General features: G+C 69.3%; 27 protein-coding genes. 6 read left to right on the forward strand and 21 right to left on the reverse strand.

All coding sequences use genetic code 11. The annotated features are described in order from the left end of the window. Position 1 precedes the first annotated feature (1 nt). The 17 genes from ybeY to ACOFKS_RS13380 all read right to left on the reverse strand — a co-directional run bounded on the left by ybeY (position 2) and on the right by ACOFKS_RS13380 (position 11,263). Positions 2-514 (reverse strand): rRNA maturation RNase YbeY, encoded by a 513-nt coding sequence (ybeY, locus tag ACOFKS_RS13300; RefSeq protein ID WP_419809737.1) that lies wholly within the window; start codon positions 512-514, stop codon positions 2-4. Continuing rightward, on the reverse strand, positions 511-903 hold the full coding sequence (locus tag ACOFKS_RS13305; RefSeq protein WP_419809738.1) for a type II toxin-antitoxin system VapC family toxin: 393 nt from the start codon (positions 901-903) through the stop codon (positions 511-513). The genes ybeY and ACOFKS_RS13305 overlap by 4 nt, the downstream gene beginning before the upstream one ends. A 2-nt stretch (positions 904-905) precedes the next feature. After that, positions 906-1,172 carry a hypothetical protein gene (locus ACOFKS_RS13310; protein WP_419809739.1) on the reverse strand — a complete coding sequence of 89 codons (267 nt, stop codon included), beginning with the start codon at positions 1,170-1,172 and terminating at the stop codon, positions 906-908. 48 nt (positions 1,173-1,220) lie between these two features. Further along, positions 1,221-2,216: a PhoH family protein gene (locus ACOFKS_RS13315; RefSeq protein WP_419809740.1), complete on the reverse strand. Its 996-nt coding sequence runs from the start codon at positions 2,214-2,216 to the stop codon at positions 1,221-1,223. A gap of 149 nt (positions 2,217-2,365) precedes the next feature. Then, positions 2,366-3,049, reverse strand: coding sequence for an alpha/beta fold hydrolase (locus ACOFKS_RS13320; protein WP_419809741.1), 684 nt, complete (start codon positions 3,047-3,049; stop codon positions 2,366-2,368). Further along, positions 3,046-3,465, reverse strand: a complete 420-nt coding sequence (locus ACOFKS_RS13325) for a type II TA system antitoxin MqsA family protein (protein WP_419809742.1) — start codon at positions 3,463-3,465, stop codon at positions 3,046-3,048. Before ACOFKS_RS13325 ends, ACOFKS_RS13320 begins: the two co-directional genes overlap by 4 nt. Then, complete coding sequence (locus ACOFKS_RS13330; RefSeq protein ID WP_419809743.1) at positions 3,465-3,776, reverse strand: type II toxin-antitoxin system MqsR family toxin; 312 nt, start codon at positions 3,774-3,776, stop codon at positions 3,465-3,467. Before ACOFKS_RS13330 ends, ACOFKS_RS13325 begins: the two co-directional genes overlap by 1 nt. Before the next feature lie 42 nt (positions 3,777-3,818). Then, positions 3,819-5,132, reverse strand: coding sequence for a tRNA (N6-isopentenyl adenosine(37)-C2)-methylthiotransferase MiaB (miaB, locus tag ACOFKS_RS13335; protein WP_419809744.1), 1,314 nt, complete (start codon positions 5,130-5,132; stop codon positions 3,819-3,821). 112 nt (positions 5,133-5,244) lie between these two features. After that, entirely contained in the window at positions 5,245-6,057 is an 813-nt protein-coding gene (locus tag ACOFKS_RS13340) for a lysophospholipid acyltransferase family protein (RefSeq protein ID WP_419809745.1), read from the reverse strand. Between the two features lie 54 nt (positions 6,058-6,111). Further along, a complete protein-coding gene (locus ACOFKS_RS13345; protein WP_419809746.1) occupies positions 6,112-6,534 on the reverse strand; it encodes a Fur family transcriptional regulator in 423 nt (140 codons plus the stop codon). Between the two features lie 62 nt (positions 6,535-6,596). Further along, positions 6,597-7,064 (reverse strand): GNAT family N-acetyltransferase, encoded by a 468-nt coding sequence (locus ACOFKS_RS13350; protein WP_419809747.1) that lies wholly within the window; start codon positions 7,062-7,064, stop codon positions 6,597-6,599. Then, a complete protein-coding gene (tsaB, locus tag ACOFKS_RS13355; protein WP_419809748.1) occupies positions 7,064-7,756 on the reverse strand; it encodes a tRNA (adenosine(37)-N6)-threonylcarbamoyltransferase complex dimerization subunit type 1 TsaB in 693 nt (230 codons plus the stop codon). The genes ACOFKS_RS13350 and tsaB overlap by 1 nt, the downstream gene beginning before the upstream one ends. Before the next feature lie 58 nt (positions 7,757-7,814). Beyond that, positions 7,815-8,426, reverse strand: coding sequence for a malonic semialdehyde reductase (locus ACOFKS_RS13360; protein WP_419809749.1), 612 nt, complete (start codon positions 8,424-8,426; stop codon positions 7,815-7,817). Beyond that, a complete protein-coding gene (locus tag ACOFKS_RS13365) occupies positions 8,423-8,992 on the reverse strand; it encodes a NifU family protein (RefSeq protein ID WP_419809750.1) in 570 nt (189 codons plus the stop codon). Before ACOFKS_RS13365 ends, ACOFKS_RS13360 begins: the two co-directional genes overlap by 4 nt. A 61-nt stretch (positions 8,993-9,053) precedes the next feature. Further along, positions 9,054-9,512: a hypothetical protein gene (locus ACOFKS_RS13370; protein ID WP_419809751.1), complete on the reverse strand. Its 459-nt coding sequence runs from the start codon at positions 9,510-9,512 to the stop codon at positions 9,054-9,056. After that, on the reverse strand, positions 9,485-10,333 hold the full coding sequence (locus ACOFKS_RS13375; RefSeq protein ID WP_419809752.1) for a hypothetical protein: 849 nt from the start codon (positions 10,331-10,333) through the stop codon (positions 9,485-9,487). The genes ACOFKS_RS13370 and ACOFKS_RS13375 overlap by 28 nt, the downstream gene beginning before the upstream one ends. A gap of 66 nt (positions 10,334-10,399) precedes the next feature. Then, positions 10,400-11,263, reverse strand: a complete 864-nt coding sequence (locus ACOFKS_RS13380) for an aspartyl/asparaginyl beta-hydroxylase domain-containing protein (RefSeq protein ID WP_419809753.1) — start codon at positions 11,261-11,263, stop codon at positions 10,400-10,402. A gap of 178 nt (positions 11,264-11,441) precedes the next feature. Here ACOFKS_RS13380 and ACOFKS_RS13385 point away from each other — a divergent pair, with 178 nt between their 5' ends. Continuing rightward, complete coding sequence (locus ACOFKS_RS13385; protein ID WP_419809754.1) at positions 11,442-14,417, forward strand: M16 family metallopeptidase; 2,976 nt, start codon at positions 11,442-11,444, stop codon at positions 14,415-14,417. A gap of 90 nt (positions 14,418-14,507) precedes the next feature. On the opposite strand, the gene ACOFKS_RS13390 is transcribed toward ACOFKS_RS13385, so the two are convergent. The 4 genes from ACOFKS_RS13390 to ACOFKS_RS13405 form a co-directional block, all read right to left on the reverse strand. Continuing rightward, on the reverse strand, positions 14,508-14,918 hold the full coding sequence (locus ACOFKS_RS13390) for an endonuclease domain-containing protein (RefSeq protein WP_419809755.1): 411 nt from the start codon (positions 14,916-14,918) through the stop codon (positions 14,508-14,510). Between the two features lie 66 nt (positions 14,919-14,984). Continuing rightward, positions 14,985-16,790, reverse strand: coding sequence for an AMP-dependent synthetase/ligase (locus tag ACOFKS_RS13395; protein ID WP_419809756.1), 1,806 nt, complete (start codon positions 16,788-16,790; stop codon positions 14,985-14,987). Between the two features lie 41 nt (positions 16,791-16,831). After that, positions 16,832-18,574, reverse strand: coding sequence for a gamma-glutamyltransferase (gene ggt, locus ACOFKS_RS13400; RefSeq protein WP_419809757.1), 1,743 nt, complete (start codon positions 18,572-18,574; stop codon positions 16,832-16,834). 32 nt (positions 18,575-18,606) lie between these two features. Then, positions 18,607-19,638, reverse strand: a complete 1,032-nt coding sequence (locus ACOFKS_RS13405; RefSeq protein ID WP_419809758.1) for a quinone-dependent dihydroorotate dehydrogenase — start codon at positions 19,636-19,638, stop codon at positions 18,607-18,609. A 216-nt stretch (positions 19,639-19,854) separates the two neighbouring features. Here ACOFKS_RS13405 and ACOFKS_RS13410 point away from each other — a divergent pair, with 216 nt between their 5' ends. The 5 genes from ACOFKS_RS13410 (at position 19,855) to sufC (ending at position 23,753) form a co-directional block, all read left to right on the forward strand. Further along, positions 19,855-20,694, forward strand: coding sequence for a helix-turn-helix domain-containing protein (locus tag ACOFKS_RS13410; RefSeq protein ID WP_419809759.1), 840 nt, complete (start codon positions 19,855-19,857; stop codon positions 20,692-20,694). An 83-nt stretch (positions 20,695-20,777) separates the two neighbouring features. Beyond that, positions 20,778-21,272, forward strand: a complete 495-nt coding sequence (locus ACOFKS_RS13415) for an SUF system Fe-S cluster assembly regulator (protein ID WP_419809760.1) — start codon at positions 20,778-20,780, stop codon at positions 21,270-21,272. Next, on the forward strand, positions 21,272-22,756 hold the full coding sequence (sufB, locus tag ACOFKS_RS13420) for a Fe-S cluster assembly protein SufB (RefSeq protein ID WP_419809761.1): 1,485 nt from the start codon (positions 21,272-21,274) through the stop codon (positions 22,754-22,756). The genes ACOFKS_RS13415 and sufB overlap by 1 nt, the downstream gene beginning before the upstream one ends. Continuing rightward, a complete protein-coding gene (locus tag ACOFKS_RS13425; RefSeq protein ID WP_419809762.1) occupies positions 22,753-22,953 on the forward strand; it encodes a hypothetical protein in 201 nt (66 codons plus the stop codon). The genes sufB and ACOFKS_RS13425 overlap by 4 nt, the downstream gene beginning before the upstream one ends. After that, positions 22,953-23,753: a Fe-S cluster assembly ATPase SufC gene (gene sufC / locus ACOFKS_RS13430; RefSeq protein WP_419809763.1), complete on the forward strand. Its 801-nt coding sequence runs from the start codon at positions 22,953-22,955 to the stop codon at positions 23,751-23,753. The genes ACOFKS_RS13425 and sufC overlap by 1 nt, the downstream gene beginning before the upstream one ends. The last annotated feature ends 35 nt before the right edge of the window (positions 23,754-23,788 follow it).

A 23,788-nucleotide genomic window follows, 5' to 3' on the forward strand; every position in this document is an offset into this window, starting at 1 on the left:
CTCAATCGTCCTCGCAAATCAGATAGGGGTCGGCGATGCCGAGACCGGCCAGCACGTCGCGTTCGACCGCTTCCATGTGCTCGGCCTCGTCGTCCGCCCCATGATCGTAGCCTAGCAGGTGCAGCGTGGCGTGCACCATCAAATGGGTGAAGTGGTCGGCGAGCGGCACGCCCTTTTCCGCCGCTTCCGCCGCGCAGACGCCGTGCGCGAGGACGATGTCGCCGAGCAGGACTTCACCGTCATCCGAATTCTGCGAGACGGTGTCGAGCAGATCGGGCTGGATCATTGGAAAGGAGAGGACGTTGGTCGGGCGGTCCTTGCCCCGATATTGCGCGTTGAGCCCGCGGACCTCCTCGTCGGTGGTCAGGCGGACGCTGATCTCGACCAGCGCGGGCGAGGTGGCGAGTTCGCCATGCGGCGTCGCCTCGACCGCGGCGCGGGCGGCGCGGGCGGCGAGCGCCTCCCAATCGCCATCGGGCCAGGGGCCTTCCCGGGAGAGTTCGATCTGGATCATGCGAGGTCCGTGTGGACGAAATCGGTGCCCTTGTAGAGCAGCTTCGCGCCGTTCGCTTTCGCGCACGCATAGGCGAAGCAGTCCCCCATGTTGAGCTTGGCGCGATGGCCGCTACCCCTCCCGAACCGCTCATATGCGTCGAGTGCCGCCGCGCGCTCACGTTCGCCGACGGCGACCAGTTTCAGCGCGAAGCGCGCGGCAGCCATCTCCACCTCGCGACGAGCCGCCGCTACCGACCAGCCGTAAGAACTACGCAAGCCGGAAATGGCTTCCCAGCAGGACATGGCTGACCAAAGCGGGGCGGGCTCGTCTCGCAAAAGTGTGCCGAGACGATCCTGCTCCTGCTCCCCGGCGATGATCGCGACGAGCGCCGATGCATCCACGAACATGGTCAATCCGGCTCACCCCACATGCGATCGAAGAACGCCTTGCCCGCCTCCCGGACCTTGGGCGGGAGTGGATTGCGCGCGCGATGCCATTTCATCCACTCCAGCGGGTCATCGGGTGGCATGTCGGGATCGGCGAATGCCGCCGGTTCGATTCGCTCGAGCGCATCCAGCGCGCGATCGATCAGCGCGGTCTTGCTGGTGCCGTGCTGCTTGGCGAGCCGTTCGACCCGTCCGGCGATCATCGGGTTCTTGATGAAAAGCGAGGCCATAGGCTTCTCCTGGGATATCCTAAACTTACAATCAGGATATCCCTGAAGTCAAGCCGACCCCTCGTAAGCCTCGACGATCCGCCCGACGATCGGATGCCGCACCACGTCGCCGGCGGTGAAGCGGGCCATGGCGATGCCTTCGACGCCCTCCAGCCGGCGGACCGCGTCGGCGAGGCCCGACGCCGTGACGCCGCCGGGAATGTCGACCTGGTTGGGGTCGCCGCAGATCACCATGCGGCTGTTCTGGCCGAAGCGGGTGAGGAACATCTTCATCTGCGCGGGCGTCGTGTTCTGCGCCTCGTCGAGGATCACGAAGGCGTCGGCGAGCGTGCGGCCGCGCATGAAGGCGATCGGCGCGACCTCGATTTCGCCCGACGCGATGCGGCGCTCGACCTGTTCGGCGGGCAGGCAGTCGTGGAGCGCGTCGTACAGCGGGCGGAGATAGGGATCGACCTTTTCCTTCATATCGCCGGGCAGGAAGCCGAGCTTCTCGCCCGCCTCCACCGCCGGGCGCGACAGGATCAGCCGCTGCACCGAGCCGGTGATGAGCTGCGCCACCGCCTGCGCGACGGCGACATAGGTCTTGCCGGTGCCTGCCGGCCCGAGCGCGAAGATCATGTCGTTGCCGGTCAGCGCCTGCATGTAATGCGCCTGAGCGGGGGTGCGCGGCACGATCGTCTTCTTGCGCGTCCGGATCATGATCGACGCGCCGCCGCCGCCGTCGGCGCGGATGATGCCGTCGAGATGCGGTTCGGCCGCCATCGCGATCGAGGCGTCGACCAGCCCGGTGTCGACGTCCTCGCCGCGCCCGATGCGGGCGTAGAGGTCGTTGAGTACGTCGCGCGCCATCGCCACCTGCTCGGCCGATCCCTCCAGCCCGATACGATTGCCGCGCGCGGTAATGTAAACCCCGAGCCGGTTTTCCAGCGCTACCAGATTCTGGTCATATTGTCCGAACAGGCGGGCGAGCGCCTGTGGTTTGTCGAACGTCAATTCGGTCCGGCTGCGATCACCGGACTGGGCGGGAACGGGCTTGCGGCTCATGCGGTCCTTTCAGGCCAAAGGTAACGAAAGGTAACACCAAAACACGTTGTTCCTGCGCTCGCCGGCGCGCGATCCAGATGGGCAGGGCTGACCGAGTCGACAAGCATCGCGCCGCCAGTCTGACAGCGGCGGCGCGTGTAGGACAGCGGTTATCGCAGCCAGTGGCGGAGCAGCGCGGCGGTCGCGTCGGGCCGTTCGATCGGCGGCAGGTGGCCGCTGCGGGGGATGACGTGCAGCGTCGCGCCCGCAATGCCGGCGGCGAGTTCCTCGGCCAGCGCCGGCGGGGTCAGCACGTCGTGCTCGCCGACCGCGATCAGCGTCGGGACCGCGATGGCGCCCAGATGCGGGCGTGAGTCGGGGCGCGTGATGTTCGCCTCCTGCTGGCGCGCATAGGCGTCGCGGCCGACGCGGACGCCCATCGCGACCACCGCGTCCTTGACGTGATCGGGCGCATCGGGCGCGATCAGCGTCGACAGCGAATGGCGGGCGAGCTGTTCGAGCGACGCCCGGTCGAGTGCGGCGATCGCGGTGCGGCGGCCGGCGGTCTGTTCGGGGCTGTCGGGCCGTGCGCTGGTGTCGAACAGCGCGAGGCGGGTGACGCGCTCGGGTGCCTGGCGCATGATCTCCAGCGCGATGTAGCCGCCCATCGAGATGCCCGCGAGCGCGAAGGCGGGCGGGGCGACGGTGAGGATACGCGCGCCGATGGTGGCGATGGTGTAGTCGAGGCGCGTGTCGCCGATGTGACATGCCGCGATGTCGGCGAGACGTTCGACCACCGGGCGCCAGATCGCCTCGTCGGAGGCGAGGCCGGGGATCAGGACGAGTGGGGTCATGGTGCGGTGTGGATCGCGCGGCCGGGCAGGCGCTTCAGCACCTCGATCATACTCGGATCGTGCCGCACCAGTTCGATCAGTCCGACCGCCGCCTCGGAGGGGGCCATCGCACCCGCCTCATATTTCTGGAACGCTCGCTTGCCGCCGCCGAAGATCCGACCCGCATCCTGCTGAGACAGCTTCAGCGATCGCCGCAAACGGCGCAGATCGGTGGCGTATTCCGCGCGCATCGACGCGATGGCGGCATCCACGTCGGTCAGATCATCGCCATCGTGAACGGCGTCGCCGGCGTCCTCGGGATACCAGCCCGGCACCGGTAGCGTCCGGCTGTAGGCGGCATAGCTGATCGTCATCGGTCGTACGTCGCGGCGCAGCTGCCGACCGGTTTCGGGGTGAATGCGCGTCTGTTCCATCATCACGCTTCCTTGAAGGACGTCAGGGTCAGTTCGACGAGCGTCTCGCCGGCGAACTTCAGATACAACAGCAGATCGCCGTCGCGTGTCCGATAGCTGTCGTGCCACACTCTCGAATTGGGCGGGCTGTGTGCGGTCTCGGACTTCACGAAGTCGGTCGGCGACAAACGTCGGACAACCGCCATCACCGCCGCCACATCATAGCCCAGTGCCGCGGCGGTGCGGACCGCTGCGCCGGTGATCGAAACTGTTTCCACCTCGGCAAACTTCGCCTTGACCGAAGATAGAGAGTGGTGCGGCTTACGCTTTACCATGGCCCCCTCGCGGCAGCCAGATAATACACCTTGGGGGTGTATTCAAGCCGCCACGCGAACCCGTTCCACTCCCGCCAGCGAGTTGGGGTCGGCGCGGATCAGGTCGACGTCGACCAGATCGCCGATCGTCGCGGCGGTCGTGAGGTGGACCGATTGCAGCCAGGGCGACTTGCCGAGCATCTGGCCGGGCAGCTTGCCCTGTCGCTCGATCAGGATCGGGCAGGTGCGGCCGACCGATGCGGTGTTGAACGCCTGCTGGTCGCGGTTGAGCGCGGCCTGGAGGCGCTGGAGGCGGTCGTCCATGGCCTCGGGCGCGACCTGATCGGCCATGGTCGCGGCGGGGGTGCCGGGGCGGGGGCTGTATTTGAACGAAAAGGCCTGCGCGTAGCCGACCGCGTCGACCAGCCCGAGCGTCTCCGCGAACTCGGCCTCGGTCTCGCCGGGGAAGCCGATGATGAAGTCGCCCGAGAGCGCGATATCGGGCCGCGCCGCGCGGATGCGGTCGAGCAGGCGGAGATAGGAATCGCGCGTGTGGGAGCGGTTCATCGCGCGCAGCACGCGGTCGCTGCCCGCCTGTACCGGCAGATGGAGGAACGGCATCAGCGTCTCGACGTCGCGATGCGCGTCGATCAACCCCTGGCTCATGTCGTTGGGATGGCTGGTGGTATAGCGCAGCCGAGCGAGGCCGGGGATGCGATCCAGCGCGCGGATCAGGTCGTGGAGGCCGTGGCCGTCGCTTTCCCATGCATTGACGTTCTGGCCGAGCAGCGTGATCTCGCGCGCGCCGGCGTCGACCAGCGCCTTCGCCTCGTCGACGATCGCGGCGAACGGGCGGCTGATCTCCGCGCCGCGCGTGTAGGGGACGACGCAATAGGTGCAGAACTTGTCGCAGCCCTCCTGCACGGTGAGGAACGCCGACGGGCCGACCCGGCGGCGGCGCGGCAGCTTCGCGAACTTCGCGAGCGCGAGCAGGTCGGTGTCGATCGAGTGTTCGCCGGCGGCGGCCTGACGGACCAGCGCGGGGAGGTTATGGTACGCCTGCGGGCCGACGACGACGTCGACCTTGGCGCGGGCGACGATCTCCGGTCCCTCCGCCTGCGCGACGCAGCCGGCGACGGCGATCATCGGCGCGCGGCCCTGTGCGCGGGCGACTTTGCGGATGCGGCCGATGTCGGAGTAGACCTTTTCGGTCGCTTTTTCGCGGATGTGGCAGGTGTTGAGGACGACGAGGTCGGCATCGCCCGCGTCGGCCGCGACGAGGCCGTCCGCCGTCATCAGCTCGGCCATCCGCTCGCCGTCATAGACGTTCATCTGACAGCCGAAGGATTTGACGTGGAAGGTTTTTGGAGCGGGCATGGGCATGGCCCTAGCAAATCCTCCCCGGGACGGGGAGGGGGACCGGCGACGCGTAGCGGCGATGGTGGAGGGGGCTCACCGCGAGCGATGGTGACGAGGTGAGCCCCCTCCGTCAGCCCTTCGGGCTGCCACCTCCCCTTGCAGGGGAGGATTGCTCGATCCGGCGGCGCGCCTCCGCCGCGACCGCCTTGCGGCCGGGAAAGGCGGCGGGGTCGAACGGCTCCAGGAAGTGGAGGTTGACCGGAAAGGTGCCGCGTCGGCGGAACACGCGGGCGGCGTGATGCTGGCCGGGTTCGTCGCCGATCCAGGCGAGTTCGGGCGTGGCGGGGCCGTAGTCGAGCCGTACCGGCTGGACCATCAGGCCGGGGGGTGGCGGCTCCAGCACCGCGAGCAGCGCGGCCTTGAACGGCAGCAGCGCCGTGCCGTCGCCGGTCGTCCCCTCCGGAAACAGCGTCACCGCCCAGCCGTCGCGCAGCGCCTGGGCGATGGAGCCGATCTGTTCGGCGATGCCCATCCGGTCGCCGCGACGGACGAACAGCGTGTGGTTCAGCTTGCACAACCAGCCGATCGCGGGAACGTCGGCCAGCTCGGATTTGGCGACGAACGTGGTGCCGGTCGTGCCCGCGAGGACGGCGATGTCGATCCAGCTGAGATGGTTGCTGAGGAACACGACGTCGCGCTTCAGCGGCGTGCCGGTGACGTGCGCGCGGGCGCCGGCGATGCGGCCGAAGCGCCCCAGGAAGCGGCGCGGCCAGGGGGAGGGGCGGCGGGCGAGGCGCCAGAGGCCGTTGAGGACGAGATAGGTGGCGAGGGTGAGCAGCAGCGCGGCGAGGCGGAGGATGAGACGTAGCGTGCCCGCTGCTCCCGGCGGCGAGCGCAGATCGAAGGTGGAGAAGGCGGCGGGGGGCGGCACCACTCGGCTCATCGCAACTGCGCCTCGGCCTGCGCCGGGGCAGGGCGCGGGCCCGCGGCCGAGCGGCTAATCTTTGCGCGCAAGGCTGACGCCGTAAAGCTCCATGCGATGGTCGACGAGTCGGAAGCCGAGCTTTTCGGCGATCGCCTTTTGCAGCTGCTCCAGTTCGGGGTCGACGAACTCGATCACGCGGCCGGTTTCGACGTCGATCAGATGGTCGTGGTGCGCTTCGGGCGAAGGCTCGTAGCGGGCGCGGCCGTCGCCGAAATCGTGGCGGTCGAGGATGCCCGCCTCCTCGAACAACCGCACGGTGCGATAGACGGTGGCGATCGAGATGCCCGAGTCGATCGCGCTGGCGCGGGCATAGACCTTCTCGACGTCGGGATGGTCCTCGGCTTCGGAGAGCACGCGCGCGATGATCCGGCGCTGTTCCGTGATCCGCAGACCCTTTTGGTTGCAGAGCGTTTCGAGATCGATCTTGCGGGCCATGCGGATGATGTAGTGCCGAACGCTTGTTGCGAAAAGCGAAACCGACTCGCAACAAGGCTCTCCTACAAACGCCGGCTGTACGTGTGTGCGTCGTGCAGGTGGCCCAGTCGCCCGCGGTAATAGCCGCGGCGTTCGCCGACCTTGGCGAAGCCGTTGGCGGTGTAGAGCTTGACCGCGTCGTTGCCGGCGCGGACCTCCAGGTGCATCGTCGCGATGCCCTCGCTGCGCGCCTCCGCGAGCAGCGCGCGGAGCAGCGCCGCGCCGACGCCGCGACGGCGCTGGGCGGGGAGGGTGGCGAGCAGCAACAGCTCGACCTCGTCCAGCACGCGGCGCGTCATCGCGAAGCCGGCGGGTTCGTCGTCGAGCCAGGCGAGCAGCAGGCGGACGCCCGGCATCGCGAGCACGCCCAGGCACTGGCCGCGCGTCCACGCCTCGCCGAAGCGCGCGTCGAACGACTGCGCCATCAGCGCGTCCACCGTGTCGATGTCGCGCGGCGTGCCGGCGCGGAGCAGGAGCGTGCGCGTCGCCATCAACGCGGTTGCGGGAGCTTCGCGTCGGGTGCGCGGCCGTAGAGGGGCTTGGGGGAAAGCTGCCTGAGCGTGTCGGGCAGCAGCAGCGCGTCGACGGCGCGGGGCAGGGTGCCGCGCGGTACGGTGCGCGGGTCCTCGCCGAGCAGCCGCAGACCGTCGCCGACCGCGACCGTGGCGCCGATCCGCGTCCGTGCCGCCGCGGGGGGCAGCGACTCGAGAGGGCCGGTGGCGCGCAGCGGGGCGGGAGCGAAAGCCTGCATGAACACCTCTCCATGCCCGCCCTCCAGCAGCGCCACAACCGGCAAGCCGTCGTCGGCGTGCGCGAGATGCGCGGCGGCAAGCGCGCTCAGCGACGAGTAACCGGCGACGGTGGCGCCCCAGCCGATCGCGAGGCCGCGCGCCGCCGCGATGCCGACGCGGATGCCGGTGAAGCTGCCGGGGCCGACGTCGACCAGGATGTGCCCCGCGCGACCACCGTCGGGGAGCGCGGCGATCATCGGGACGAGGCGTTCGGCGTGGCCGCGCCCGACCTCGACGTGCGCGGCGGCGATCACGGCGCCGTCCTCGACCAGCGCGACGGAGCAGGCGGCGGTGGCGGTGTCGATGACGAGGGTGCGTTGGCCGGTGCCACGCTCGTCGACCGTACCGTCAACGACGGCTGAACCGGAGGACGCGGTAATCGGTGGGATCATGATCGGCGCTGCCGGCTTTCTCTCGTCACCCCGGGTCAAGCCCGGGGTGACGAATACGCTACGCCAGCCGGTTGAACGTGTCGAAGTCCGGTCGCGGCAGGCGGTCGTGGACGCTCGCGGGATCGCCATGGCCGATCGTGCAGATGAAGTTGGTCTTCACCGCGGGCGTGTCGGCGAAGAACGCCTTGTCGACCTCGCCCGCGTCGAAGCCCGACATCGGCCCGGTGTCGAGCCCCAGCGCGCGGGCGGCGACGATGAGGTAGGCGCCCTGGAGCGTCGAGTTGCGGAACGCCGACGCGGCGCGCAGCTCGGCGTTGCCGGTGAACCAGCTCTTCGCGTCGGTGTGCGGGAACAGCCAGGGGAGCTGTTCGTGGAAGTCGTTGTCCATCGCGAGGATCGCGGTGGCGGGTGCGCTCATGATCTTGGGGGCGTTGGCGGCGGAGCAGCAGGCGGCGAGCCGCTCCTTTCCCTCGGGCGTCCGCACCCAGACGATCCGCGCGGGCATCTGGTTGGCGGACGTCGGCCCCCATTTCATCAGCTCCCAGACCGCGCGGAGATCGTCGTCGGTCACCGGCTGGTCGGTATAGCCGTTGTAAGAGCGCGCGGTGCGGAAGATCGTGTCCAGCGCGGCGTCGTCGAGGCGGAGCCCCCGACCGACTTCGGCGCTCATACCGCGCGGACCTCGGTCACTTCGGGGACGTAGTGCCGGAGCAGCTGTTCGATGCCCTGCTTGAGCGTCGCGGACGACGACGGACAGCCCGCGCAGGCGCCCTGCATGCGGAGGTAGACCTTGCCCTTGTCGAAGCCGCGATAGACAATGTCGCCGCCGTCGTTCGCCACCGCCGGTCGGACGCGGGTCTCGATCAATTCCTTGATCTGCTCGACGATGTCCGCGTCGGCGGGATCGTCGGCGAACTCCGCGTCCGGCGCGGGCACGCTGAAGCCGGCATTGGGACGGAACAGCGGCATGTTGGCGGTGAAATGGTCGAGCAGCAGCGCCAGCACGTCGGGCTTCAACCCGCGCCAGTCGACCCCGGCGGCGGCGGTGACCGACACGAAGTCGCGACCGAAGAACACGCCGGTGACGTCGCCCAACCCGAACAGCGCGTCGGCGAGCGGGCTGGCCGCCGCCTCCTCCGGCGTCGCGAAGTCGCGGGTGCCGGTGTCCATGACGGTGCGGCCCGGCAGGAACTTCAGCGTCGCCGGGTTGGGCGTGGGTTCGGTTTCGATCAGCATGGCGTGCATGTGGCGGTTCGGTGGTGCCGGATCAAGCGGGACACCGGGTCAGGGGGCCGGATCAGGGGATCGACCGGTCGAGCTGGAAAACGGGACCGACTGCCTGCGCGGCCGGCTGTACGGTCGTCACCACGAAGCGGAACCGGCCGGGCGGATAATCGATATTGGCCCGGCAGGTGCGGGTGCATTGGCCGCTGCACGACGCGCCGCGCCACGGCACGACCGAAAGGCTGGTGTGCGGTTCGAGCCGGACGGGGCCGGTCGCCGCGTTGGCGGTGCAGGTGCCGATCGCCTTCATCTCGGTGCCGAGCGGCGTCCACCGCGTCCCCACCCATTTGTCGACGCGGATGATCCGGTCGATCATCACCGCGTGACCGCCCGGATTGTCGATCACCAGGCCCGAGCGCGCCGGGGCCGCGCGCAGCCGCAGTGACGACGTGGGCGACGCGTCCTGCGACAGGGCGGGCGCGGTCAGCGCGAGGATGGCGGCGGTCAGCGCCGAACGTCGAACGAATGCCATCGGGTTTCCTCGCGCACGTTGGGATTGGCGGCGGCCGCGCCCGCGACCGCGTTGCAGTTGATCGGCGTCGCCTGGGTAAAGATGTCGGCGAAGCGGCGGTCGTTCGGCCGCCCCTCGAAGATGTGGCCGACATTGGCGTGGGTGCCCGCTCGCAGCGCCGTCGGGACCGATGCCGCGTTGCTGGTGGTCCGGAAGTGGTTCTGCCAGTTCACATTCCAGTAGAAGCCCTTGAGGAAGTGCCGTTGCCCGGACGGCTCGCGCACCACCAGTATCGCGCAGAACGCGAACTCCAGCTGCGCGTCGTGCAGCAGGTTGACCGCGCCGGTCTTCACATTCTGCCGCCCCAGATCATACTGGTCGCCGGGTCGATCCGCGTGGAACGCCTGCACCGTCAACGGAAAGACGGGGTTGGCCGGCAGCGGCGCGACGAACGGGAGCGCGGTGTGGCCGCCGGCCGGTATCTGCGCGGGTTCGGCGGCGTTGGCGTAGAAGGCAGACCCCGCGGCGGTGCTGTCGAAACAGGCCTGATGCGGGCGGCTGGGCGGGCGGGCGCGCTGGACGAACAGGCTGCCGTCATGATCGGCCGCGCCCTGGTAAAAGGCCCAGTTCGTCTCGATCCATTGCGCCTGGACGAATCCGACGGTCCAGCCGGCGGTCGAATCGCCGGCCGCGCCGTGGAACACGACGCTGCCGATCGCCTCCAGCCGCCGGCTGAGCGAGAAGCTCGCCGCGAGCCCGGCGGTCGCCGACGCAACGAGCGTGGTCGGTGCGATCGCAGGTCTGGAGACGACCCGTAAGGTTGAAGAAGCAATTCTCAGCATGGTCCGGCCCCCCGTTCGCATCGAGGGTGGCGACGAAATCGCGTCGTGGCGACCGCTATGCGACGATTACGCTTCCAACCGCTTCACCGCCGCGGCCCAGTCACTGATGTTCGTGCGCGCCTCCTGCACGAACGCCGAGCGCTTGACGATCCGCAGGAAGAGGTCGGCGACCCACTTGCCCGGATTGCGGAGCGGCCGGTCGAACTGGACGAGCAGCACGACGCGCGTGCCGCCGGTATCGTTCCAGACCTCGTGCCGATAGGTGTCGTCGAACACTAGCGTCTCGCCCTCCGCCCAGCGCACGACACGATCGTGGACGCGCATCCGCACGTCGCCGTCGCGCGGCACGATCAGGCCGAGGTGGCAGGTGATGAGCCCCTTCGTCACGCCGCGATGGTCGGGAATGTGGGTGCCGGGTGCGAGGATCGAGAAGAAGGCGGAGTTGAGGCCCGGGATGCGCTCGACCAGCGACGCCGTGGTCGGGCAGCGGTCGGCATTGTCGTCGATGCGATAGCCATAGCCCCACAAGAAGAACGATCGCCACTTGTCGACCTCGGCGATCGACCGGTGGTCGGGCGAGATCGTCGCCAGGCTGGGCGCAGCGTCGCCGCGCAACGCCACCGCAATCGCCTCGTCGCGGATCGCCTGCCAATTCTCGCGCAGCGCCTGCGTCCAGGGAAAGTCGCGGACGTCGAGGACTGGGTCGTTGGAGACCAGCGAACTGGACCGGATCAGCCGGTCGACCACACCGCGCAGGTGTTTGCCGAAGCGGATCACGAAGGGTCGCCCCTTTTCCGCCCGCATCGGCGTGCCGGCGACCGGCGCGCCGGAGATGACGTTGAGCTGGGGGACCAGCGGACCGCGGCCGTCCGCGTCCTGATGGCGCCACAGGGTGGCGGCGTGGGTCGGGGTTTCGACACCGGCAGTCATGGTAGCAACCTCGGAGGGAACGGGCATCCGCGGCACCGTCCGAAACGCCGCCGCGCGGCAGCCACTAGATTGTAATATAGGACGAAAAGAAGGCCGTGCGAGGGCTTAAGCGGGCGCGGCCGACCAGATGCGAAGGACGCTGGCGGTCACCGCTCCGGCTCGCTAGATGCATCGGCCTATGACCTTCTCCAGGCGCGCCGCCGCCGCTTCGCTTCTCGCCCCCCTGCTGATCGGCCTCGGCACCGCCGCCGTTGGGCAGGACGGCGCCGACCGGCCCCGCGCCGCCGCCGCCACGCCCAAGCCGGCGGGCAAGGCCGCCAGGCGCCGCGCGGCCGCACCCGCGCCCGCAGCGACCCCGGTGGCGGTCGATACCCGCGCCTGGCTGTACGAAGGCAGCGACATCACGCAGGACCCGGCGTGGCAGTTCGGGACCTTGCCCAACGGCCTGCGCTATGCCGTGCGCCGCAACGGCGTGCCGCCGGGACAGGTCTCGATCCGCGTCCGCGTCGACGCCGGATCGCTGTACGAAACCGACGACGAGCGCGGCTTCGCGCACTTCATCGAGCATCTGTCGTTCCGAGGCTCGCGCTACGTGCCCGACGGCGAGGCGAAGCGCGTCTGGCAGAACTTCGGCGCGACCTTCGGTTCGGACACCAATGCGTCGACCGGGCCGGTCTCCACCACCTACAAGCTGGACCTGCCGTCGGCGACGACCGACCGGCTGGACCAGAGCCTCAAGATCCTGTCGGGAATGATGGCCGCGCCGGTGATCGACGACCATTCGATCACCGCCGAGCGCCCGGTCGTGCTGGCGGAACAGCGCGAGCAGCCGGGGCCGCAGGTGCGCTTTTCGGACGCGCGCAACGCACTGTTCTTCGCGGGCCAGCCGCTCGCCGAACGCTCGCCGATCGGCACCATCCGCACGCTGGAGGCGGCGACGCCGGCCGGCGTCAGCGGCTTCCACGACCGCTGGTATCGGCCCGAGCGGACCGTCGTCGTCATTTCCGGCGACATGGACCCGGCGGTGTTCGGACAGCTGATAACCAAGAACTTCGCCGGCTGGCGTGGCGTCGGCGCCAATCCCGCCGACCCAGATTTCGGCCGCCCGGCCGCTACCGGTCCGACCACCGCCGCACTGGCGGAGGCGGGCCTGCCGCCGGTGGTGATGCTGGGCACGGTCCGGCCGTGGACGTTCAACGCCGACACCGTGATCTTCAACCAGAAGCGGCTGGTCGACGTGCTGGCGACCCGGCTCATCAGCCGGCGGCTGGAGCAGCGCGCGCGGGTCGGGGGCACTTATGTGCAGGCCAGCGTCGACCTCGACGACGTCGCGCGCTCGGCCAATCTCACGCAGGTGACGGTGGTGCCGGTCGGGACCAACTGGGAAGCGGCGCTGCGCGACGTGCGCGCGGTGATCGCCGACGCCGTCGCGACGCCGCCGAGCCAGGCGGAGATCGACCGCGAATATGCCGATTTCGAGGCGATCATGCGTAACGGCGCGGAGACGTCCCGGGTCGAGGCGGGGGCGCGGCTGGCCGACAACATGGTCGATGCGCTCGACATCCGTGAGACGACGACCACGCCCGAGGCATCGTACAAGGTGCTGCAGGACGCGCACGCGGCGGGGATGTTCAACCCGCAAGGACTGCTGGAATCGACCCGCCGGCTGTTCCAGGGCACGGCGACGCGCGCGCTGGTGGTGACGACGGCCCCCGATGCGACCGCACAGACCAAGCTCGCCGCCGCGCTGGCCGCGCCGGTGACGGCGGGCGGCTTCACCCGTCGCTCGCAGGCGGCGGTCACCTTCGCCGACCTGCCGTCGCTCGGCCGTCCGGCGACGGTGGTGAGTCGCGAGAAGGTCGCCGACCTCGACATGGAGAAGATCGTCTTTTCCAACGGGGTCCGCCTGCTGGTCTTCGCGACGACGTCCGAGACGGGCCGCGTCTATGTCCGGGCGCGGTTCGGCGGCGGCTACAACGCGCTGCCGACGCGGCCCGACGCGCCGGTCTGGGCGGGTGAGCTGGCGCTGATGCAGAGCGGCATCCAGGGCGCGCGGCGCGTGCTGGACCAGGGCGACCTGGATCAGCTGACCGCCGGGCGGGTGATGGGGCTGGACTTCGACATCGACGACGATGCGTTCTCGCTCAACGCGCTGACCGCGCCCGCCGATCTCGCCGACCAGCTCAAGCTGATGGCGGAAAAGATCGGACGGCCGGGGTGGGACCCCGCCCCGGTGGCGCGCGCGCGCGCGGTGAAGCTGGCGGGCTATGCCGGTTATGAAGCGTCGCCGACCGGGGTGCTCACGCGCGATCTGGAGGGGTTGCTGCACGACGGCGATCCGCGCTGGACCACACCGACGCCGGCACGGATCACGGCGACGACGCCGCAGGCGTTCCGCAAGCTGTGGGCGCCGGCGCTGGCGAGCGGGCCGATCGAGATATCGGTGTTCGGCGACGTCAAGGCGGACGACGCGATCGCAGCGGTGACGGCGAGCTTCGGTACGTTGCCGCCGCGCCGCGCGGGCAGCGCGACGGCACCGCCGATCCGCTTTCCCGCGCACAACGCCGCGCCGGTAACGCTGACCCATACCGGGCCGGCGAACCAGGCGGTGGCGGTGATCGCCTGGCCCACCGGCGGCGGCATCGACGGCATCGGCGACAGCCGGCGGCTGGACGTGCTGGCGCAGGTGTTCAGCGACCGATTGTTCGAGAAGCTGCGCCAGAGTGCCGGCGCCAGCTATTCGCCGAGCGTCGGCAGCCAGTGGCCGGTGGGGGCCGCGAGCGGCGGGCGGCTGCTCGCGATCGGACAGGTGACGCCGGACAAGGTCGGCTTCTTTTTCCAGCTGTCGCGCGAGATCGCCGCCGACCTGGTCGCAACGCCGATCCCGGCGGCCGAGCTGTCGCGCATCATGCGGCCGATGGCGCAATATATCGTCCGTGCCTCGTCGGGGAACCAGTTCTGGCTGCAACAGCTCGGCGGTGCGACCTATGACCAGAGGCGGGTCGATGCGACGACGAATCTGGCACAGGATTTCGTCTCGATCACGCCCGCGCAGTTGCAGGCGGTGGCGGCGAAGTATCTGAAGCCGGAGCGGGACTGGACCCTGGCGGTGGTGCCGCGTGGGGGTGGGGCGGTGGCTGTGCCGGCGAGATAAGTCTCAGCGCCGCTATCGCGGCGGACCCCCTCCGTCACGCGCTTCGCGCGCGCCACCTCCCCCGCATAGCGTGGGAGGGAAGTGCTTCCCCTATCTACCTCCCCCGCTTTGCGGGGGAGGGGGACCGCCGGCGGTAGGCCGGTGGTGGAGGGGGAGCGACGCGGCGGTAAGGATTTGGGTGAGCACCCCGTCGAGGTTCCTGAGTACCTCGATCGCCGGAATTCGCAGCGTCGTTAACCCTTGGCTCGCGAGCCATGCATCGCGGGCAATGTCGCGTTCCGGCCGGTCGCCGCGATTGTGCGACTCGCCGTCCACCTCGATGACCAACCCTCGTGAGGCGACGAAGAAGTCGAGGGTGAAGGCGCCGCAAGGATGCTGCTTGCGAACGTGGAGTTCCCGGTTGCGGCGAAGGACGTTCCATAGGCGCACTTCCGTCGGCGACATGACCTTGCGTAAGTCGCGCGATCTTTTCGTGACCTCAGCCTTGCCGCCGTGCCGCACCGTTGGCCCCCTCCACCACCGCGCTCTGCGCGGCGGTCCCCCTCCCCCGCAAAGCGGGGGAGGTGATTATTGCTTGTACAGCCCCTCCAGCCGCTCGCCGTAGACACCCCGGATCACATGCCGCCTGATCTTCAGGCTCGGCGTCAGCTGTTCGTTGTCGATCGCGAACGGGGCGTCGGCCAGGATGAAGCGGCGGATGCGTTCGGTCACCGACAGGTCCTTGTTGACCCGTTCCACCGCCAAGCCGAGCGCCTGGCGGAAGGGGCCGTTCTCGCCCAGCCGCGCGAAGTCGCATTGCGCGCCGTTGGCCGCGCACCATTGCTGGACCCAGTCGGGATCGGGGACCAGCAATGCGACCATGTAGGGGCGGCGATCGCCGTGGATCATCGCCTGGACGATCTCCGGCTGGAGGGTCAGCATCCCCTCGACCTTCTGGGGCGCGACGTTGTCGCCCTTGTCGTTGATGATGAGGTCCTTCTTGCGGTCGGTGATCCTGATCCGGCCGTGGTCGTCGATCTCGCCGATGTCGCCGGTGTGGAGCCAGGGCCTAGTGCCGGGCTCGCGCCCGTAGGCTTGCAAAACCCGCGCCGTCTCGGCGTCGTTGCGCCAATAGCCGTGCATGACGAGTTCGCCGCGCACCATGATCTCGCCGTCGTCGGCGATGCGGATCTCGGTGTCTTTGAGCGCGGGGCCGACGGTGTCCATGCGGATGCCCGCCGCCGGGCGGTTGCACGAGATGACCGGCGCCGCCTCGGTCTGGCCATAGCCCTGCAACAGCGTGACGCCGACCGAGTGGAAGAAGATGCCGACCTCCGGCGTCAGCGGCGCGCCGCCCGACACCATCGCCTTCATCCGCCCGCCGAAGCGCTTGGCGATCTTGGGCTTGAACAGCCGGTCGACGACCAGTTTCATCGGCCGGTCGGTCCAGCGCAAGCTACCCTCGTACTCGCGTCGCCCGATCTCCAGCGCGCTGGCGAGCAGCCGCTTGGGCAGCCCGCCCTGCTTTTCGATCGCCTTGCCGATCCGCTGGTGCAGCACCTCGAACAGGCGGGGGACGACGAACATCAGCGTCGGGCGGCACTCCTCCATGTTCGCCGCCAGCTTCTCCATGCCTTCGGCGTAATAGATCTCGCCGCCGACGCCGATCGGGAAGAACTGGCCGCCGGTATGTTCGTAGGCGTGGCTGAGCGGGAGGAAGGAGAGGAAGATCTCCGGGTCCGAAATGCCGAAGTCCTCGGCGATGACGGCGGTGCAGCCGGCGACGTTGTGCAGGATCGCGCCATGGTGCTGCATCACCCCGCGCGGCGCGCCGCCGGTGCCGCTGGTGTAGATGATGCACGCCAGGTCGTCGCGGCTGGCGATCGCGGCGATCGTCTCCGGCCCGCAGGCGTGATCGGCGATCAGCTTGTGCCAGAGGTGGTTCTCGACGGTGGCCGGGAAGCGCATCTCCTCCATGCCGATGACGAGCTGGCCCTGGTTGGACTTGAGCACCGCGGGCATCAGCGTCTTCGCCAGCTTCGCGGTGGAGACGATCACCGCGCAGGCGCCCGAGTTCTCCAGGATGTGCTGGTGATCGCGTTCGGTGTTGGTGGTGTAGGTCGGCACGGTGACGCAGCCCGCCGCCATGATCGCGAGGTCGGCGATGCACCATTCGGGGCGGTTCTCACTGACCAGCATCACCCGGTCGCCGGGCTTCATCCCCAGCGCCTTCAGCGCGGCGGCGAGGCTGGCGACCTGACGCGCGGCCTCGGCCCAGCTGGTCGGTTGCCAGGCGCCATCCCGCTTCGCCCACAGGAAGGGCGCGTCGCCCTTGGCGTCCGCACGCGCGAGGAACATGGCGACGAGATTGGGGAAGTGTTCGAACCGCTGCATTCGCTCTCCTTGCGCGGCCCTGTTGGGCTCGCCCGACCTGCTCACTCCGGCGGTTGTCCCGGTCTGACCCCGACGCGGACCGGCGCGACGACGCGGCCGCTGGTGTCCATCGACACGCCTTCGCTGCGCGGATCGGCGGCACCGACCCAGCGGCCGTTCACCCGCTCGACCGCGTTCGCCTTGAGGCCGAGCGGCGCGCTGACATATCTGCCGCCCAGCGCGCGCAACGCGGGCAGCATCGCGTCGACGTCGGTGCCCTGCTCGACCACCGCGTTCTCGCCGGGCGCGAAGATCAGCCCCATCGCGATCGCGTCCTGCGCGGTCATGTGCCAGTCGAGCACGCCGACCAGCGCCTTGGCGATCTGCGCGATGATGGTCGGCCCGCCCGCCGCGCCGATCGCGAGGCGCACGGTGCCGTCGGGGCCGTAGACGATCGTCGGCGCCATCGACGAGCGCGGGCGCTTGCCGCCCTCCACCCGGTTGGCGACGAGATAACCGTCGCGCGCGGGCACGATGTCGAAGTCGGTCAGCTCGTTGTTGAGCACCGTGCCGTCGATCGACAGGCCGGAGCCGAACACGCCCTCCACCGTCGTCGTCACCTCGACGACGTTGCCGCGCGCATCTGCGACGGCGAGATCGGTAGTGCCGGGCACTTCCTGTGGCGCCGCACGCACCCGCGCCGGCGCGCCGGTGGGCGTCCCGGCGGGGTAGGTGCCGAGCGCGCGACTGGGCGAGATCAGCGCCGAACGGCCGGCGAGATAGGCGGGGTCGAGCAGCCCGGCGACGGGCACGCGGACGTAATCGGGATCGCCGACATAGAGGTCGCGGTCGGCATAGGCGAGGCGCGAAGACTCGGCGAACAGGTGCCAGCTGACCGGATTGGTGCGGCCGAGCGCGGTCATGTCGAAGCGTTCGAGCTGTTTGAGGATCATCATCACGGTGATCCCGCCCGACGACGGCGGCCCCATGCCGCAGACCTTGTAGACGCGGTACTGGACGCAGACCGGCGGGCGCGGCTTCGCCTGATAGCTGGCGAGATCGCCCGCCGTCATCCGCGACGGGTTGCGCGCGGCGCCATTGACGGTCTGGACCAGCCGCGTCGCCTGCGGGCCGACGTAGAAGCTGTCGGGGCCGAGGCGCGCGATCCGTTCCAGCAGCGCGGCTTGGGCGGGGTTGGTCAGCCGGTCGCCGGCGCGTAGCGGCCGTCCGCCGGGACCGCTGAACAGCGAGCGGGTTTCCAGCGTGATGTGGTCGCCATAGCTGGCGAGCCCGCCGACGAAACGCGGCGAGACGATCCAGCCCTGCCGCGCCAACCGGATCGCGGGGGCGAACAGCGTGGCCCAGGGCAGCCGTCCCGACTGACGATGCGCCAGCGCCATGCCGCGCAGCACGCCGGGGACACCGACGCTGCGACCGCCGGGCACCGCGTCGCCATGCGACAGCGGCTTGCCGTCGGGGCCGTAGAACCATCGCTCGTTCGCCGCCGCCGGGGCGGCTTCGCGCGCGTCGATCGTCGATACGCCGCCGTTCGCGGCATGGCTGACCCAGAAGCTACCGCCGCCGATGCCGGAGCTTTGCGGTTCGACGACGTTGAGCGCGAGCATCGTCGCGATCGCGGCGTCGGTGGCGGTGCCGCCCGCGCGCAGGATCTCGATGCCCGCCGCCGCCGCGCGCGGATCGGCCGCGCTGACGGTGCCGGTGGGGACGGGCGTGGGGGCGCGGCGCGCCTCGACGCTCGATATCGACAGGGGGAGAGCGAGCGCGAGGAGGAGCAGTTTCTTCATCGCCGGCGACCGTAAGCGCGCGCGACGCAACGTCAACCGGCGCCGACCGCGTCCGCGACCTGCGCGACACCGTCGCGTGCCAGGCAGGCGTCGAGGTCGGCGAGGATGCGCGCGGGCAGCGCCGGGCCGCCGAAGACGAGCGCGGTGTAGAGCTGGACCAGGCTCGCACCCGCGCGGATGCGGGCATAGGCTTCCGCCCCCGAGCCGATGCCGCCGGCGGCGATCAGCGGCAGCGCCCCCCCGGTCGCGGTGCGGAAATCGGCGAGTCGCGTCCGGGCGAGCGGCGCCAGCGGGGCGCCCGACAGGCCGCCGGTTTCGCTCGCGTTCGACGAGCGCAGCGGCGGCCGCGACACCGTGGTGTTGCCGACGATCAGCGCGTCGATGCGCGCGTCGAGCGCGGCGCGGGCGATGTCGTCGACCTGCGCCGGATCGAGGTCCGGCGCGACCTTCAGGAACAAGGGCGTGGTGCCGCGCGCGGCGATGCAGGCGGCGAGCAGGTCGCGCAACGCCTGATCATGTTGCAGGTCGCGCAGGCCCGGCGTGTTGGGCGAGCTGATGTTGATCGTGACGTAATCCGCGCGCGGCGCGGCGGCGGTCACCCCCGCGACGTAATCGGCGACGCGGTCGGCGGCGTCCTTGTTGGCGCCGACGTTGACGCCCAGCACGCCCGCGCGGTTCGCCGGGAGGCGCGCGAGGGCAGCGGCGAGGCCGCCGTTGTTGAACCCCATCCGGTTGATGACGCCCTCGTCGCCCGGCAGCCGGAACAGCCGCGGTCGCGGATTGCCCGGCTGGGGCAGGGGGGTGAGCGTTCCCACCTCGACCGCGCCGACGCCGAGCGCGAACAGCCCGCCAACCGCGCGCCCGTCCTTGTCCAGTCCGGCCGCGATGCCGAGCGGGTTGGCGAAGCGAAGCCCGGCGACGTCGATCGCCAGCCGCGAAAAGCGATCGGCCGCCGCCCCGAGCGGCGCGCCCACCGCCGCCCAGCGACGCAGGCCGGTCAGCGTCAGCGCGTGCGCGCGCTCGGCGTCGAGGCTCCACAGGATGCGGCGAAAGGGAAAGGACATCGCCTCGGCTTTCGCACCCACACCCGTCCGCGTCAAAAAATCGGGCATGGTCGCTTTTGTCCAATACGCGCCTGTCGCGGCCTGCTTAACAAAAGCTGCGACCCAAGGGCGGCTTGTCCGCCCTACCTCAACGGCCCGGCTGCCTCGTGCGGCCGGGCCGCTTTTCGTTCCGGCTCCGAGACGATACACGGCGCGCGGGAACAGGGGATGAGTCGCATGGCCGAAGTCGAGCTGGATTACGTGCTGCCGCCGGCGGACCTGCAGCCCTATGTCACGACCTTCTATCGGTTCAGGGTGCCGGCGCCGATCAAATTCGACGAGCTGGAACGCGCGCAGATCGCGCAGGTGCGCTGGCAATTGACGTCGGGGCGGGCCTGGTATCACTTCGCCGACGGTCGCGAACAGGAGGCGCCCCCCTATCATCTGCTCGGCCCGACCACCGGCGCGACGCGGATGTGCGTCGAGGGGCCGGTGTTCGGATTCGGCATGGGCCTGACCCCGGTCGGCTGGGCGGCGCTGTTGCGGTCGGACGCGTCGGCGCTGGCCGACACCGTGACCGACGCCGTGACGCTGTTCGGCGACGGCATGGCGGAGGCGGCGATCCAGCTGCGCGCCGACGGCGGCGCGGCGGCGATGACGGCGGCGGTAGAGCCGTTCGTCCGGCGGCTGCTGCATGGCGGCGATCCGGGGACGCTGGCGTTCGTCCGCGCCGTCGACGACTGGCTCGCCGGCGATGCGTCGCCCGTGCTGGAAGCGCTGGTAGAGGCGACCCGGCTGTCGCGCCGGCAGGTGGAGCGCCGCTGCAATGCGCTGTACGGTGCGCCGCCTAAGCTGCTCGCACGGAAATACCGGGCTCTGCGCGCAGCGGTCCAGCTCGCCTCGGGCAGCGAGGAGGTGGAAGGCTTTTACGATCAGAGCCACATGATCCGCGAGGTCAAGGAGTTCACGGGGCTCACTCCGCGTGGGATGAGGACGCCGGGCGATCTGGCGCGGATCACGATCGAGCATCGCCGCGCGCTGGTCGGGCTGGTGCCGCGGATGGTGTCGGAAACCTGACGTCGCAAGCGGTTGACGCCGCGCCGCAGCATCGCCATCTGCAATCGGACCGAATTAGTCCGATTTGAGAATTGCTCGCAACGATGCGTCTTTCCAGCCTTGCCGACTATGCCGTCGTGTTGATGGCCGCCGCCGCGCGCCACTGCGGAACGGCGCGCCTTAATGCGACCGCGCTCGCGGAGGAGACGGGTGTGCCGTTGCCGACCGCGCAGAAGCTTGTCGGGCGGCTAGCCACCGCCGGGCTGATCGAGAGTGCGCGCGGTGCCGGGGGCGGGTTCCGGCTCGCCCGGCCCGCCGCCGCGATCAGCCTCGCCGATATCGTCGAGGCGGTCGAAGGGCCGATCGCGATGACCACCTGCGTCGACGAGGACCGTCACGACTGCGCGCTGGACGGCCATTGCGCGGTCAAGCCGCATTGGGGCGTCGTCAACGGCGCCATCCGTGGCGCGCTCGCCGGCGTCTCCTTGATGCAGCTGGCGATGCCCCCGTTCGTCCGCCGCGACGGCGAGGGACCCTCGGGCGTCGGGGCGGCTGCCTCGACCACGCCCGGTTTGAACGAAATGAGATTGGACGCCTGATGGCTACCAAGAACGCCGAAGCCTATGCGGCCGTCGCCAAGACCTATGAATGGGGCTTTTCGTCCGACATCGAGCAGGACTTCGCGCCCAAGGGGCTGAGCGAGGACACCGTCCGTTACATCTCCGCCAAGAAGAACGAGCCGCAGTGGATGCTCGACTGGCGGCTGAAGGCGTATGCCAAGTGGCTGACGATGCCGTCGCCCGACTGGGCGAAGCTCAACATCCCGCCGATCGACTATCAGGACGCCTATTATTACGCCGAGCCCAAGGCGAAGCCGAAGCTGGGCAGTCTGGACGAGGTCGATCCCGAAATCCTGCGCGTCTATGAAAAGCTCGGCATCCCGATCGCCGAGCAGAAGATGCTCGCGGGGGTGGAAGAGATCAACGAGGACGGCACGCCCAAGCGCCGCGTCGCGGTGGACGCCGTGTTCGACAGCGTCAGCGTCGCCACTACCTTTCGCAAGGAGCTGGAGGCCGCCGGCGTCATCTTCCGCAGCATCTCGGAGGCGATCAAAGAGTATCCCGACCTCGTCCGCAAGTGGCTGGGCAAGGTGGTGCCGCAGCATGACAACTATTTCGCGACGCTCAACAGCGCGGTCTTCTCCGACGGGACCTTCGTCTACATTCCGGAAGGCGTGCGCTGTCCGATGGAACTGTCGACCTATTTCCGCATCAACGCGGAGAATACCGGCCAGTTCGAGCGCACGCTGATCGTCGCCGACAAGGGCAGTTACGTCTCCTATCTGGAGGGCTGTACCGCGCCGATGCGCGACGAGAACCAGCTGCACGCGGCGGTGGTCGAGCTGGTCGCGATGGACGACGCCGAAATCAAATATTCGACCGTCCAGAACTGGTATCCCGGCGACGAGAACGGCGTCGGCGGCATCTATAACTTCGTCACCAAGCGCGCGCTGTGTCAGGGCAAGAACAGCAAAGTGGCGTGGACGCAGGTCGAGACCGGCTCCGCGATCACCTGGAAATATCCGTCCTGCGTGCTGGCGGGCGAGAACAGCGTCGGCGAGTTCTATTCGGTCGCGGTGACGAACAATCGCCAGCAGGCCGATACCGGCACCAAGATGATCCACCTCGGCAAGGGATCGCGCTCGACGATCGTGTCGAAGGGGATCAGCGCGGGGCGGTCCGACAACACTTATCGCGGGCTGGTGCGCGTCGCGCCGACCGCGGAGGGCGTGCGTAACTTCACCCAGTGCGACTCGTTGCTGCTCGGCGACCAGTGCGGCGCGCATACCGTGCCGTATATCGAGGTCCGCAATCCGAGCGCGCAGATCGAGCATGAGGCGACGACGAGCAAGATCAGCGAGGACCAGCTGTTCTACGCCATGTCGCGCGGGCTGGACGCGGAGGCGGCGGTGGCGCTGATCGTCAACGGCTTCGCGCGCGAGGTGCTGCAGCAGCTGCCGATGGAGTTCGCGGTCGAGGCGCAGAAGCTGTTGGGGATTTCGCTTGAGGGGAGCGTGGGGTGAGCAAGCTCGAACTCGCGGACATGCTGGAGCGGTTCGTCGGCGACGCTCCAAACTGCGGCGACTACGAGTGGGACGACTTCACTTCGACCAAGGCAGAACCCGAACTGGAGCCGTACCGCCAACGCTTGGCAGTTCAGAGCGAGGGGCTCATCGACACCGGCGAAATCCGGCAGATCATTTCCGAACTGAGAAACTGATGCTTAAGATTGAAAATCTCCACGCCGAGATCGACGGCAAGCAAATCCTGAAGGGGTTGTCGCTCAGCGTCAACGCGGGCGAGGTGCATGCGATCATGGGGCCGAACGGCGCGGGCAAGTCGACGCTCGGCTATGTGCTCGGTGGGCGACCGGGATATGAGGTGACCCAAGGGTCGGTAATTTTCCGCCCGACCTCCGTCACCCCGGATCAAGGCCGGGGTGACGAAGAAGGCTGGATCGATCTGTTGGGACTCGACCCGCACGAGCGGGCCGCGGCCGGGCTGTTCCTGGGCTTCCAGTATCCAGTCGAGATCCCCGGCGTGTCCAACGTCCAGTTCCTGCGCGAAGCGCTCAACGCGCAGCGCGCGAGCCGCGACGAGAAGCCGTTATCGGGGGCCGAGTTCCTGAAGCTTGCGCGCGCGCAGGCGGATGCGCTCGCGTTGCCGCAGGAGATGCTCAAGCGCCCCGTCAACGTCGGCTTCTCCGGCGGCGAGAAGAAGCGCAACGAGATGGTCCAGATGGGGCTGATCGACCCGCGCCTCGCGATCCTGGACGAGACCGACAGCGGCCTCGACATCGATGCGCTCCGCGTCGTCGGCGACGGCATCAACCGCATCATGCGCCGGCCGGACAAGGCGGTGATCCTCATCACGCATTACCAGCGGCTGCTGGATTACGTGAAGCCCGACTTCGTCCATGTCCTGGCGGAGGGCCGCATCACGCGGTCCGGCGGCCCCGAACTGGCGCACCAGCTTGAGCGTGAGGGGTATGCCGAGATCGGGGCCGAGGTGGCGGCGTGATGTCCTCTCCGGCACAGGGGGGGGCGCCGGCGCAG

The organism is Sphingomonas sp. (assembly GCF_965200135.1).
GTDB lineage: Bacteria > Pseudomonadota > Alphaproteobacteria > Sphingomonadales > Sphingomonadaceae > Sphingomonas.

Coding starts and splice junctions, on each gene's coding strand:
- ybeY (WP_419809737.1), bottom strand. CDS start 514: ATGATCCAGATCGAACTCTCCCGGGAAGGCCCCTGGCCCGATGGCGAT.
- ACOFKS_RS13305 (WP_419809738.1), bottom strand. CDS start 903: ATGTTCGTGGATGCATCGGCGCTCGTCGCGATCATCGCCGGGGAGCAG.
- ACOFKS_RS13310 (WP_419809739.1), bottom strand. CDS start 1,172: ATGGCCTCGCTTTTCATCAAGAACCCGATGATCGCCGGACGGGTCGAA.
- ACOFKS_RS13315 (WP_419809740.1), bottom strand. CDS start 2,216: ATGAGCCGCAAGCCCGTTCCCGCCCAGTCCGGTGATCGCAGCCGGACC.
- ACOFKS_RS13320 (WP_419809741.1), bottom strand. CDS start 3,049: ATGACCCCACTCGTCCTGATCCCCGGCCTCGCCTCCGACGAGGCGATC.
- ACOFKS_RS13325 (WP_419809742.1), bottom strand. CDS start 3,465: ATGATGGAACAGACGCGCATTCACCCCGAAACCGGTCGGCAGCTGCGC.
- ACOFKS_RS13330 (WP_419809743.1), bottom strand. CDS start 3,776: ATGGTAAAGCGTAAGCCGCACCACTCTCTATCTTCGGTCAAGGCGAAG.
- miaB (WP_419809744.1), bottom strand. CDS start 5,132: ATGCCCGCTCCAAAAACCTTCCACGTCAAATCCTTCGGCTGTCAGATG.
- ACOFKS_RS13340 (WP_419809745.1), bottom strand. CDS start 6,057: ATGAGCCGAGTGGTGCCGCCCCCCGCCGCCTTCTCCACCTTCGATCTG.
- ACOFKS_RS13345 (WP_419809746.1), bottom strand. CDS start 6,534: ATGGCCCGCAAGATCGATCTCGAAACGCTCTGCAACCAAAAGGGTCTG.
- ACOFKS_RS13350 (WP_419809747.1), bottom strand. CDS start 7,064: ATGGCGACGCGCACGCTCCTGCTCCGCGCCGGCACGCCGCGCGACATC.
- tsaB (WP_419809748.1), bottom strand. CDS start 7,756: ATGATCCCACCGATTACCGCGTCCTCCGGTTCAGCCGTCGTTGACGGT.
- ACOFKS_RS13360 (WP_419809749.1), bottom strand. CDS start 8,426: ATGAGCGCCGAAGTCGGTCGGGGGCTCCGCCTCGACGACGCCGCGCTG.
- ACOFKS_RS13365 (WP_419809750.1), bottom strand. CDS start 8,992: ATGCTGATCGAAACCGAACCCACGCCCAACCCGGCGACGCTGAAGTTC.
- ACOFKS_RS13370 (WP_419809751.1), bottom strand. CDS start 9,512: ATGGCATTCGTTCGACGTTCGGCGCTGACCGCCGCCATCCTCGCGCTG.
- ACOFKS_RS13375 (WP_419809752.1), bottom strand. CDS start 10,333: ATGCTGAGAATTGCTTCTTCAACCTTACGGGTCGTCTCCAGACCTGCG.
- ACOFKS_RS13380 (WP_419809753.1), bottom strand. CDS start 11,263: ATGACTGCCGGTGTCGAAACCCCGACCCACGCCGCCACCCTGTGGCGC.
- ACOFKS_RS13385 (WP_419809754.1), top strand. CDS start 11,442: ATGACCTTCTCCAGGCGCGCCGCCGCCGCTTCGCTTCTCGCCCCCCTG.
- ACOFKS_RS13395 (WP_419809756.1), bottom strand. CDS start 16,790: ATGCAGCGGTTCGAACACTTCCCCAATCTCGTCGCCATGTTCCTCGCG.
- ggt (WP_419809757.1), bottom strand. CDS start 18,574: ATGAAGAAACTGCTCCTCCTCGCGCTCGCTCTCCCCCTGTCGATATCG.
- ACOFKS_RS13405 (WP_419809758.1), bottom strand. CDS start 19,638: ATGTCCTTTCCCTTTCGCCGCATCCTGTGGAGCCTCGACGCCGAGCGC.
- ACOFKS_RS13410 (WP_419809759.1), top strand. CDS start 19,855: ATGGCCGAAGTCGAGCTGGATTACGTGCTGCCGCCGGCGGACCTGCAG.
- ACOFKS_RS13415 (WP_419809760.1), top strand. CDS start 20,778: ATGCGTCTTTCCAGCCTTGCCGACTATGCCGTCGTGTTGATGGCCGCC.
- sufB (WP_419809761.1), top strand. CDS start 21,272: ATGGCTACCAAGAACGCCGAAGCCTATGCGGCCGTCGCCAAGACCTAT.
- sufC (WP_419809763.1), top strand. CDS start 22,953: ATGCTTAAGATTGAAAATCTCCACGCCGAGATCGACGGCAAGCAAATC.